Consider the following 9,012-nt stretch of genomic DNA (forward strand, 5'->3'; position numbering starts at 1 on the left):
TTGTCCCCAACCCCGCCGTATGCCGCGGGGCACCCTTCGGGCCCGTCCTAGGCTTCCGGCATGACGACTCACACGAGCGGAGCCAGTGCAGCGGCCGAGGGTGAATCCACCGGAGCGGCCGAGGGCGAACCCACCGGAGCGGCCGAGCCCGGCCACGACGCGGCCGGCGGTCCCCGAGCCGAGATCGGCGTGATCGGCGGGTCCGGGCTCTATGACTTCCTCGACGACTACGAGACGGTCGAGGTCGACACGCCGTTCGGACCGCCGAGCGACCCGCTCGTCATCGGCGAGGTCGAGGGCCGGCCGGTCGCGTTCGTCGCGCGTCACGGCAAGGGTCACCGCTTCGCGCCCCACCAGGTCAACTACCGCGCCAACCTCTGGGCGCTGCGTGCCGTCGGGGTCAGGCAGGTGCTGGCTCCCTGCGCGGTCGGGTCGCTGCTCCCGGAGCACGGGCCCGGCACCGTCGTCGTGCCGGACCAGATCGTCGACCGCACGTGGGGCCGGGCGCACACCTTCTACGAGGGCGAGGGCCCCGTGGTGCACGTCGCCTTCGCCGACCCGTACTGCCCCAGCGGTCGCCAGGTCGCGGTCGATGCCGCACGGCTCTCGGGCCTCGATGTCGTGTCCGACGGCACGCTCGTGGTCATCAACGGGCCCCGTTTCTCCACGCGGGCCGAGTCCCTGGCGAACCAAGCGGCCGGCTTCGCCATCATCGGGATGACGACCATGCCGGAGGCCGGCCTCGCCCGGGAGCTGGCGATGTGTTTCACGACGATCGCCATGGTCACCGACCATGACGCCGGGGTCGAGGGCGGCGATGCGGTCACCCACGAAGAGGTGCTTCGCGTCTTCGCGACCAACGTCGAGCACCTCAAGGGCCTGCTGAAGGATGCGATCGGGCAGATGCCCGCGCACGAGGCCGACGACGTGGCGACCTGCCCCTGCCGCCGCAGTCTCGACGGCATCGAGCTGCCCTTCGCGCTCCCCTGATGACGGCCCGGAGCGCCGGGGTCTCAGCCGAAGTGGGGGGCTCCCGCCGTGGCGACCGTGGACGCCGGTCACGACCCGACCGTGCCACGTGGCCCAACGGTCCGCGCCGGCGCGCGGCCCGGCGGGCCCGGGCTCGTCGGTCGATAGCCGCGGCACTTGCTGCGGTAGCGGGGTTCGTCGCCTTGAATGCCCTGTCACCACGTGCGGCCGGCGGTGCGGGGTTGCCCACCGTGGTGATGGTCCGTGACGTCGCCGCCGGAGTGGTAGTCGGCTCCGACGACGTCTCTGTGGTCCCTCGGCCTGACGGCCAGCGTCCCTATGCCGCGCTATCGGCCGTCGCGGACGTCGTCGGCCGAGCGGCAGCGAGCCCCCTGGCCGCACGGGAGGTTGTGACGCGGGCGCGGCTCGTCGGCAGCGGCATCCTCGCCGACCAGCCGGACGACCACGTGGCCATGAGCGTCCCGGTCCTCGACATCGAGGGAGTCGGCGTTCAGCCTGGGAGCCGTGTCGACCTGTTCGCCACTGGCTCCGGACGGCTCGCTGCGGGCGACGCCGTCGTGCTCGCTGTCCGAGGCGGCACCGACGGCTCTGGTCTCGGACGAGCCGAGCCGCCGCAGGTCACCCTGGCCCTGACGCCGCAGGCAGCCGGTGAGGTGGCCCGAAGTCTGAGCGCCCTCGAGGCGGGCCAGATCTTCGTCGTCGCCATCCGGCATTCGGCAACTGGATCCCAGTAGGCTCGACGCAACCGCAAGTGACGCACCACGGGTCACGGTCGTGCACATCGTGCACACGGGACGCAGTCAGAAGCACGCAGACCAGTCGGCATGTGCGATCGGGCGCGAAGGCGCGCTGCGGGCACGAGCGCCGCTGCCACACCCGGGCACGGGTGTGCACAGAAAGGGACCTTCATGATCAAGGGCTTCAAGGACTTCCTGATGCGCGGGAACGTCATCGACCTCGCGGTCGCGGTGGTCATCGGCGCAGCGTTCACCAAGCTGATCAACGCGATCGTCGACGGCTTCATCAGTCCGCTCATCGCCGCGATCTTCGGCAAGCCGCACCTCGATCAGCTCTGGAACTTCACGATCAACCAGGCGAACTTCTCTCTCGGCCTCATCCTCTCGGCGGCCTTCACCTTCATCTGCGTCGCCGCAGCCATCTACTTCGTCATCATCCTGCCGGTGAACAAGCTCGCCGAGATGCGCAAGCGCGGTGAGGAGCCGGAGCCCGCGGCTCCGTCCGAGGAGATCCTGCTGCTCACCGAGATCCGCGACGCGCTGCGCGCCACCCCTCGCGGACCCGCTCAGGTCGAGTGAGCGCTCAGCCACACCAGACCCAGCGCCATTCCAAGCGGCGATCCGGATGAAAGTGGCCACTCGGCGTGCTTCCGCACGTCGAGTGGCCACTTCGTGATGATGGTCAGGCCTGCGGGGCCGCCGCCTCGACCTCGGCGACGGTCGGGGCGCCGTAGGCGTCGGGGCGCTCGAAGCCACCGAGGATCTCGGCGAGCGCCAGGGGCTGCGCCGCCTCGGAGTGCCGACTTGCCCGCTGCAGGGTTCGGCCGAGCAGCAGATGCGCGTACGCGTCGGCTGGAGACTCCTCCACGATCCGGCGCAGAGTGGACTCGGCTCGGCCCAGCTGGGCCGAGTGGAAGTAGGCACGGGCGAGCAGCATGCGCAGATCGGTCGTCGCGTGCAGCAGCGAGTCGCCGTGCTGGACGGTGTCCGTGCCGGGCGACTCCACCTCGTCGACGAGCTCGGCCAGCGCCGTCGCAGCGGCGAGGTGGTCGCCGCGCTCGAAGAGGCCCTGCGCCCACGAGAGGCGCAGCTCAAAGGGGGTCGTCATGTTCATGCCGCCATCAACGCCGCGCACCCGAACGGCATTCCATGCGACGGGGTCAGCCGAAGCGAGCGGCCGCGGCTGACCGAGGAGCTCACTCGTAGTGCGGTGGGCGCTGCTCCTCAAGCCAGCGCTCCCGCTCGTGGTCGGTGTTGGCGGACTCGCTCCAGCCCGTCTCGGTGTCGTCGCGGCTGCGCCCGGCCGACCTCCGCGCCTGCAGCGCCTCTGCCTCGGCCTCGCCCGCGGCGCCGGTGCCCTTGCGGAAGACCCGACGCCGCTTTCGGCGCGCAGGCTCGGTGGGTGCGGCCGGGTTGTTGGGATCGATGGAGTCACGTGACGGGTCGGGTCGCACGCTTCCGTTCACCTTCGCGGCCAAGCCGGCGGCATCCTGGGACGCGCTGCCCTGCGCGACTCCCGCACCGGCGGCACCTCCGGCGCCTCCGGCGCTGGAAGCATCGCTGCCGTCCGTCCCAGCGTCGGCCAAGGCCGGCTCGGCCGGCTCGGCCGGCTCGGCCGGCTCGGCCGGCTCGGCCGGTGGGGGCATCGCCGCGCGCGCGAGGTTCAGCAGCCGCGACATCTCGCGGGCCGGGTCCCGGAACAGGTCCGTGGTCCAGACCCGCTCGTGCGTCCAACCGAGCCGGGCGAGCTGCTCGGGGCGCAGGCGGTCACGGTCGCGCGTGCTGCGCAGGGCGGCATACCGCACTCCGTCAGTCTCGACGGCGACGAGCGCGCGGCCGCGGTGATAGGGGTCCTCGATGGCAAGGTCGATGCGGTGGTGGGCCGAGCCGAAGTCCTCGTGGACCGTCAGCCCTTCGCGGCGGAGCCGCTCGGCGAGGTCGCGGCGGATCGGGTCGGTCGTCGTGGGCGCTGCGGCGAACAGCGTGCCTTCGTCGCCGGTACCGCCGCGGGCCTCCGCATACCGGAGGTAGTCGCGAAGCATGACCGCCCCGCGCGCCTTGAGCCGGGACGGGTCGAGGTCGGCGGCGCGCAGCGCAGACACGACCGTCATGCGGACGCGCGCGCGGGTGATGGCGACGTTGAGGCGCCGCTCACCACCGTCGATGTTCAATGGACCGAAGCGGTGAAGCACCCTGCCGTGCGGGGTCTTGCCATAGCCGATCGACAGGATGATCGCGTCGCGCTCATCGCCCTGGACCCGCTCGAGGTTCTTGACGAAGAAACGCTCCTCGCGGTCGTCGTCGAAGAAGTCGGCCAGCTCCGGCGCATCGCGCAGCGCGTCGGTGATCGCGTCGTCGAGCCGCTGGGCGTGCCGGATGCCGAGGGCGATGACGCCGAGCGACTCGTTCGGCCGCGTCCGTGCGTGCTGCAGGACGAGCTCGACCACCCGCGCGACCTCGGTGTCGGTCGTCTCGATGGTGTCGACGCCCGGCTGCACCTCCGCCTGGCCGTCGACGGGCTCGAAGGTCACGGACGACTCGATCGAGGTGCCGGGGAAGGTGGTGAGGCGGTCGTCGTACATCGTGCGGTTCGCGAAGGCGATGAGCCGCTCGTCTCGGCTGCGGTAGTGCCATGAGAGGTTCCGGGTGGGCAGCGCAGCGGCGAGCACGTCGAGGACCGACTCGAATCCCTCGGTGAGGGTCTCGTCCGAGCCCGCAGTGGCGGTGGACTCGTCGTCCGACACGACGGTGAAGAAGTTCGTCGGCGGGAGCTGCCGCTCGTCCCCGGAGACGACGACCTGTCGGGCCCGCGAGATCGCCGAGATCGCCTGGGCGGGCTGCACCTGCGAGGCCTCGTCGAAGATGACGACGTCGAACCAGCGCCCGGGCGGCAGGGTCGAGGCGACGACGAGGGGGCTCATCGCCCAGCACGGCTTGATCGCCGTCAGCGCGGTGGAGGCCTGCGGCATGAGGTCACGCAGTGGCTTGTGGCGGCGGGCCTTGCCCGCCTCGGCGCGGACCAGCGCCTCCTGGGCGGGGTTGTCGGCAAGCACCTCCCTGATGTTGCGCGCGACGGCCCACCTCACCCGCTCGACGGTTGCGGCCTGGTGGGCTCGGTCGGCGTCGACGAACTCGCCGACGTACCGTCGCAGTCCGGCGCCGTGGTGGGCGCCGTATGCCGGGTCGCGGACCGTGATCTCCTGGGTCAGCGACGCCCACCAGACGTGGTCGACCTCCGCCGTGACCTGCTCCGGGGGTATGCCGCGTCGGGCGAGGTCGTCGATGAGGGGGCCGAGCCCGGCGGCGCGGAGCTCGTCGAGAGTGTTGGTCACCTGCGGGAGCACGGCGATGCGTTCGGGCCGGCTCGCGAGCATGGCGAGGGTGCCACGCAGCTGGTCGAGCGGCATCGCGGCCAGGCCGGGCGTGCCCGGTGCCCGCTGCAGCCGGACGTCGAGCCACTCGAGATCGCCGGTGATGCCGGCGAGCAGGGTCAGGCCCTCGTCGAGACGGGGTGAGATCTCGGGCCGGCCACCGCCGCCGACGAGGGCGTACCACTGCTGGCGTTGCTCGCTCGCGGCGACCAGCTCGTCGTGGAGGTTGGCGGGTGGGCGTCCGGGGCGCAGCAGCCGGCGGGTCTGCCGTCGGATCCGCCAGCGGTCGAGCCAGCCCATCTCGACTCCGCGGGCCTCGCGCCAGTCGCGCGTCGAGGTTGCGGCGATGTGCTCCTTGAGTGGGATGTCGAAGACCTCGGGGCGGAAGACCTCGAGCGTCTCGCTCACCTTCGACATCGTCTCGAAGGCTGTCTTCCACTCCGCGAGCGAATGTGTTTCGGGGACACGGGATTCCGCGAGGATCTCGTTGAGGCGCCGCCCGACGTCGTCGAGGCCGGCGCTGCCGTGACGCGTCGTGATGTCGAGCGCGCGGGCGGCGTCGTCGGGGGTGAGGATGCGGGCGCCGAACCAGGGGTCGTCGCCTTCCTGGCTCCAGGCGCCGAGCCCCGCCGCGTCGCGCAGCCGCCTGCCGAGCTCGACCGCGCGGGCCCGGCTGAGCCCGGCGAGGTCGCCACCGCCCAGGCGGACGCGCGACATCGGCGGGGGCTTGCGCGTGCCGAGGTCGACGAGCGCCTCCTGCGCCTGGTGGGCGGACACCCCCCACGGGTCGCGTATGCCGTGCAGTGCCCTGATGTGTCCCTGGAGTCGCGCACGACTCTCCTCGAGAGTCGCCGTGGTGGCGTCGTGCGGCGCGACAGTGTTGTCGACGGCTGCATCGAGCGATCGCGCGAACTGCTGGGCGGTGGCGCGCTTGTTGGTGGGGCCGTCGTACGCGTCGAGGACCAGGTCGCCGAGGCCGAGGCGGTCGAGCCGGCCGACGACCGCGTCGATGGCGGCGCGTTTCTCGGCCACGAAGAGCGTCGACTTGCCCTCGGCCGCGAGGGCGGCGATGAGGTTGGCGATGGTCTGGGACTTGCCGGTGCCGGGTGGCCCCTTGATGACGAGGTGCGCTCCGGCACGGACGGCGTCGATGGCGGCCTGCTGCGACGAGTCTGCGTCGAGGACGAGGTACTCGTGCTCCGGGTCGGGGTCGGGCTCGCCCTCCGGGAGCCGCAGCCGGACCGCCGCGAGGGCGGACGCGTCTCCGGCCAGGGAGGCGACGACGTCGTGGTTGGCCAGCGAGTCTCCTTGCAGCGCAAGGTCGGCCACCATCGGCAGCTTGGCGTAGGAGAACGTCCCGAGCACGAGGCGCGGCGCGATCGCGAAGTCGGCGACGCGTTCGCACTCGTGACCGAGAGCGGCATACGCGGGGTAGGGGTCGAAGGAGTTACCGACGGTCGCGAGGTCGGCCAGCGCGTCGCCGTCGAGCTCGATGCCCTGCTCGGACCTGAGGTACTCGCGCAGGACGGGGTTGAACTCGACCTCGGGACCGAGGTCGATGATGAAGTCGTCCTGGGCGGCGCCGGTCGGCTTGAGCACGCAGGGCCGCAGCAGCACCGGCGCGGCCGGGGGCCGGGCGGCACGGGGGACGGACCAGGTGGCCATGCCGATCGAGATGAAGGCGGCGGCGATGCCGCGCTCCTCACGCAGCTCGAGAGCCTTGGCCCGGATCGCGCGGGCGCGCCGACGGGCTTCGGCCAGCGCCTGGGGCTCGCGAACGAGGTCGGACAGGCGCGTCTGGCGTCCGGCGAGGAGCATCGAGACGCCGCCCGGGTGGGCCGTGGTCAGGTCGAGCGTCCCGGACGGGAGGTCGCGGTACCACAGGAGGGTGTTGCGCCCACCGAGGTCGACGAGGGTGCGCTGCCACACCTTCACCGCCGCGGCGACGCGGTCGGCCCGTGGATCGCCCGTGGTCGACTCGGCCTGGATGGCTGGGTCGGTCCGGGGGGCTTCCGTCATTCCAGCAGGCTAACGAACCTTGGTGCCCCCGCAGTGGACCGGGCGACGCGGCGCGCGGCGCGCCCGAGGGCCGGCCCGCGGCATACGTCAGTGGCGCGGTGACACACGTGCGCCGGCATACGGGGTGGTGGGTGGAGGTGGCCCCTGTGAGGTGGCAGCGGGGCCCTGCGACGCGGCAGCGGGGCCGTGCGACGTGGCGGCGGGGCCCCTCAGGGGGCGTCGGCGCCGGGCTCGCTGGGCTCGGCGTCGGCGAGGACACGGGCCTTGTCGCTCGGGCTGGACAGCCCCATCTCCTCGCGGGCGATGAGCATCTGTGCGGCCTTGATCTGTGCTCGTGTGGCCGACTTGACGACGTAGCGCCCGGTGCCGTTTCGGTGCCGTCCAGGCTTCTCGCTCATATGCCGCTCCCCTCGCCATGTCCAGTATATGCCGGTGGCTCGGCGACGATCTGCTCGCCTTGGTCGTCCTCGACGACCGCCTGGTCGACGATCGCTTCGAGCACGGCAGAGATGAACCTCTGGTCCTCCTTCTGCAGCAGCGGCGAGCTCTGCAGGGCGTCGAGGATCTGCAGTCCGGCGAGGTTGCTGGCCTCGTCGGGCCGGTCGGACCGGCCGATCGCGAGCTCGGCGGCCCAGCGGAGCAGCCGCATCGTCTCCTCACGCCGCCAGCGGGCCTCGGCGCCGCGCAGGCCGAACAGCACAACGCCCTGGGTCACGAGCACCGTGACGATCGCGATCCAAGATCCCGCGTCCACCTGGACTTCCCTTCGTACCGTTTGTCGGGCGTGTCCCCGAGACTAGGCGCTGGGTCCGACATCGGCGCGGCGGACTTGCGCGAGTCGGCGGCGCGTGTGGAATGGGCGGCGCGTTGGGCTGGTTGCCACCGGTATGAGCGGTTGGAACGACCACGTGATCCGCGAGTTCCGCGAGAACAGCGGCAGAGTCGGGGGCTACTTCGAGGGCGCCCCGATGATCCTCATCCATCACATCGGCGCGAGGACCGGCACCGTGCGCGTGTCGCCTCTGGTCTACTTCCCAGAGGACGACGGGGCGATGCTCATCGTGGCGTCCAAGGGTGGCGCGCCGACGAGCCCGGACTGGTACCACAACGTCAAGGCCCACCCGCGGTTCGACGTCGAGGTGGGGACCGAGACCTTCACCGTCGATGCGACCGAGCTGGCCGGCGCGGAGCGGACCGAACAGTGGGACCGGATCGTCGCCGAGCGGCCGGGCTTCGGTGACTACCAGAAGAAGACGACACGCACCCTCCCGGTGCTGCGCTTGCGGCGCACCGCCTGAGTTGGTCTGGGGCTGCCGGTTCGGGCTGCTGGGTCGGGCTGCTGGGTCGGGCTGCTGGGTCGAGGTATTCCGTTCGAGGTGATCCGTCGCCGTATGCGGCGACCGTTCACTTCCAACCAAACGCATGCCGGGGCGCCGCCTCAGCGCTCGGGGTCCGGTTCGCGCCCGGTCGGGTCCGCTGACCATGCGGCGCCGAAGCGCTGCGGAGGCAGGACCAGGTGCACGACGCCACGGTCGAGGTCGACGTAGGTCTTGTTCGGGTCGGCCTCCGACCCTGGGATCTGCGCCTCGATGCGCTTGGTCTCCATCTCTTCGACGAGGTGCTTGTGCCCAGGCTGGATGATCTCGATCAGCCCGTCCCACCCGCTCATGGCGACTCCTTGTCGTGGTCCCTGTGGTTCAGCGTACGTCGCGGTGTGTCAGACCCTGCGGGGCGATTCGGACGGTGGCCGAGTCACCTGACACAATGGCCGGTGCTGTCCCGCCCTCGTAGCTCAGGGGATAGAGCACCGCTCTCCTAAAGCGGGTGTCGCAGGTTCGAATCCTGCCGGGGGCACCAACCCGTTTGTATGACTCCGCCTGATGCTTGACGTTTGG

9 protein-coding genes and 1 tRNA gene are annotated in these 9,012 nt (G+C 71.4%); 5 read left to right on the forward strand and 5 right to left on the reverse strand.

Features of this window, described 5'->3' with window-relative positions:
- Positions 1-60: 60 nt before the first annotated feature.
- The 3 genes from ACYVLP_RS17830 (at position 61) to mscL (ending at position 2,306) form a co-directional block, all read left to right on the forward strand.
- Entirely contained in the window at positions 61-990 is a 930-nt protein-coding gene (locus ACYVLP_RS17830; RefSeq protein WP_460628666.1) for an S-methyl-5'-thioadenosine phosphorylase, read from the forward strand.
- 230 nt (positions 991-1,220) lie between these two features.
- A complete protein-coding gene (locus ACYVLP_RS17835; RefSeq protein WP_460628687.1) occupies positions 1,221-1,724 on the forward strand; it encodes an SAF domain-containing protein in 504 nt (167 codons plus the stop codon).
- Between the two features lie 174 nt (positions 1,725-1,898).
- The gene (gene mscL / locus ACYVLP_RS17840) at positions 1,899-2,306 is read left to right on the forward strand and encodes a large conductance mechanosensitive channel protein MscL (protein WP_460628667.1); all 408 of its coding nucleotides are present in this window, start codon (positions 1,899-1,901) and stop codon (positions 2,304-2,306) included.
- Positions 2,307-2,409: 103 nt separating this feature from the next.
- Here the strand turns inward: mscL and ACYVLP_RS17845 are convergent, their stop codons facing one another.
- The 4 genes from ACYVLP_RS17845 to ACYVLP_RS17860 form a co-directional block, all read right to left on the reverse strand.
- Positions 2,410-2,841: a tetratricopeptide repeat protein gene (locus tag ACYVLP_RS17845; RefSeq protein ID WP_460628668.1), complete on the reverse strand. Its 432-nt coding sequence runs from the start codon at positions 2,839-2,841 to the stop codon at positions 2,410-2,412.
- Between the two features lie 82 nt (positions 2,842-2,923).
- Positions 2,924-7,117 (reverse strand): AAA domain-containing protein, encoded by a 4,194-nt coding sequence (locus ACYVLP_RS17850; RefSeq protein ID WP_460628669.1) that lies wholly within the window; start codon positions 7,115-7,117, stop codon positions 2,924-2,926.
- A 209-nt stretch (positions 7,118-7,326) separates the two neighbouring features.
- Positions 7,327-7,515 carry a hypothetical protein gene (locus ACYVLP_RS17855; RefSeq protein WP_460628670.1) on the reverse strand — a complete coding sequence of 63 codons (189 nt, stop codon included), beginning with the start codon at positions 7,513-7,515 and terminating at the stop codon, positions 7,327-7,329.
- Positions 7,512-7,871 (reverse strand): hypothetical protein, encoded by a 360-nt coding sequence (locus ACYVLP_RS17860; RefSeq protein ID WP_460628671.1) that lies wholly within the window; start codon positions 7,869-7,871, stop codon positions 7,512-7,514. Before ACYVLP_RS17860 ends, ACYVLP_RS17855 begins: the two co-directional genes overlap by 4 nt.
- Before the next feature lie 133 nt (positions 7,872-8,004).
- Between ACYVLP_RS17860 and ACYVLP_RS17865 the strand changes: the two genes are divergently transcribed.
- Positions 8,005-8,415: a nitroreductase family deazaflavin-dependent oxidoreductase gene (locus tag ACYVLP_RS17865; protein ID WP_460628672.1), complete on the forward strand. Its 411-nt coding sequence runs from the start codon at positions 8,005-8,007 to the stop codon at positions 8,413-8,415.
- A gap of 140 nt (positions 8,416-8,555) precedes the next feature.
- Here the strand turns inward: ACYVLP_RS17865 and ACYVLP_RS17870 are convergent, their stop codons facing one another.
- On the reverse strand, positions 8,556-8,786 hold the full coding sequence (locus tag ACYVLP_RS17870) for a DUF6191 domain-containing protein (RefSeq protein WP_460628673.1): 231 nt from the start codon (positions 8,784-8,786) through the stop codon (positions 8,556-8,558).
- Positions 8,787-8,898: 112 nt separating this feature from the next.
- Here ACYVLP_RS17870 and ACYVLP_RS17875 point away from each other — a divergent pair.
- A tRNA-Arg gene (locus ACYVLP_RS17875) sits at positions 8,899-8,974 on the forward strand.
- Positions 8,975-9,012 lie beyond the last annotated feature (38 nt).

The sequence above is a fragment of the Intrasporangium mesophilum genome, assembly GCF_054783095.1.